This window comes from Paraburkholderia sp. UYCP14C, from assembly GCF_004197395.1.
Classification (GTDB): domain Bacteria; phylum Pseudomonadota; class Gammaproteobacteria; order Burkholderiales; family Burkholderiaceae; genus Paraburkholderia.
Window position 1 is genome coordinate 1 of record NZ_SELS01000227.1, and the last position, 1,698, is coordinate 1,698.

The following is a 1,698-nucleotide window of genomic DNA, read 5'->3' on the forward strand; positions in this document are numbered from 1 at the left end:
GGCGTGGTTCAAAACACGTGATTTTTGCGTTACAGGGACGAGCTTAAGCAGCCTGCGCGAAACGCAGGAATGGCAAGGATTCCGATGCATAATAGAGGCCGGTGACAACCCGGCCGATGTCAGATGCGCTGAGGCTGGAGGCGGCCGGGTCCGAGCAGCGTAAGCCAGTGATCGTGAGGCTTGCCGCTCATCAATTCCCTCGGGCTCTTTCCAGTGCGCTCAGGACATCGGCTACGGGCAAAGCGGCGATGATTGAAGACGAACTGCAGCAGACCAAGCCAGACCCGCCCGCCCTTCAGATGACGCCGGTTAGTCAGGCATACGCGCAGTCGCGAGTTGAGATTTTCGACCAGCGAGCTGCTGCGTGGTGTGCTGCGCAGCGCCGCGGATACGGCGGCGTAGACGTCGTGAAACGGGCGACCGATGCGGCTAAGCAGGCGATTCCATCCTTGCCAGAACGCGCTCGACGTTTCGGACTTGCGATGCAGGATGCAGACCTCGCGCACGAGATCGCGCGCCACGTTGTGCGTTTGCGCAATGGCGTCGAGTTTTTCGTCGAGCAGGCCCGCGAAAGCGAGCAGCCTGTCGCGCTGGTTCTGCAGTGCACGCCGGTATGCGCCCGTGCGTGAGAGGTCCTGGGCCTCACGTTGCCGCAGTTCGGCAACCACGAAATCGAACAGCAGTTGACGCGTCGCGAGGTCCGGCCCTGCCAGTGACAGGATGTCACGTTCGAGCCACTGAACCAGGGTGCGCAGATCGGCGGCCAGCTCGTGCGCATGGGCTTCATTGCGACGAAGCGTTTCCAGCGTGGCAGCGAGGAGGCTATCGTCGCAACGTCGACGGGGATTGGCCAAACGCGCTTCGAGCTGCTCGCGTTCGGTGCGCGCACCGCCGGCGACACGATGCCAGAGCGTCGCCAGTGATTTGCCCTGCTCAATGATGTGGAAGACGTCGCCGTGACACGGCGTATCGGGCCAGGCTATTTTTTGCCCGGCACGCAGCCCGGTTCCCGCATCGGCGATCGTGTGCTCAGGATCGAGTCCCCGTGATTGCAGGTCCAGCAGATGGATGGCCCAGGTGTCGCCGTCGCGATGAGCTTCGGGGGCGAGCAGATAGCAATAGGTCGAGGCAACATCGATACCGGCGAGCACGGGTTGGGAACCCTGAAAGAGTTCGTCGTGCAGGCCGACCCGGATGGCTGAGAGGTCCACGCCGGCGTTAATGGCCATGGCCTGCTGCGCAGCCCGCTGGAGAACGGTGTGAATCGTGCCCAGGCTGGTCGATACGCCGAGCAGGTCGTGCATGAGCTCAAGGGTAGCGCGAAACGAAACGTGACCCACCATCGTGAGCGCCACGATGACCTGATCGAGCCATTGGCGGGTGACCGGCAGCATGAAAAGCACCTGATCTGCGTCGGCTGCCCGCGTGGTATCAAAGGCTTCATCGAGCGCTGCACTGGCCGTGCCGATCTGTCGGTAGACCGTCGGGCGGCTCACGCCGTTACGCTCAGCCAGCACACTGATTGGTTCGGTGCGCGCGAGGGCCTGAAGTGCGATCGCTTTGCGTTTGTCGGCGCTCAGTCTGCCCACGCCAGATCGGGTGTTTTGAGTCATGGATGCAGCAGATGAAAAAGGGGCACCATTATCGCCTGGCGCTCCAGGTGCCTCCCCATGTGTAACGCGCCTTTGAACCTCGCCC

Annotated in this window: 1 protein-coding gene; it reads right to left on the reverse strand. The window is 62.5% G+C overall.

The window, feature by feature from the left end; all coding sequences use genetic code 11:
• Window positions 1–119 precede the first annotated feature (119 nt).
• Window positions 120–1,613 carry a hypothetical protein gene (locus EVC45_RS44450; protein WP_129964343.1) on the reverse strand — a complete coding sequence of 498 codons (1,494 nt, stop codon included), beginning with the start codon at window positions 1,611–1,613 and terminating at the stop codon, window positions 120–122.
• Window positions 1,614–1,698 lie beyond the last annotated feature (85 nt).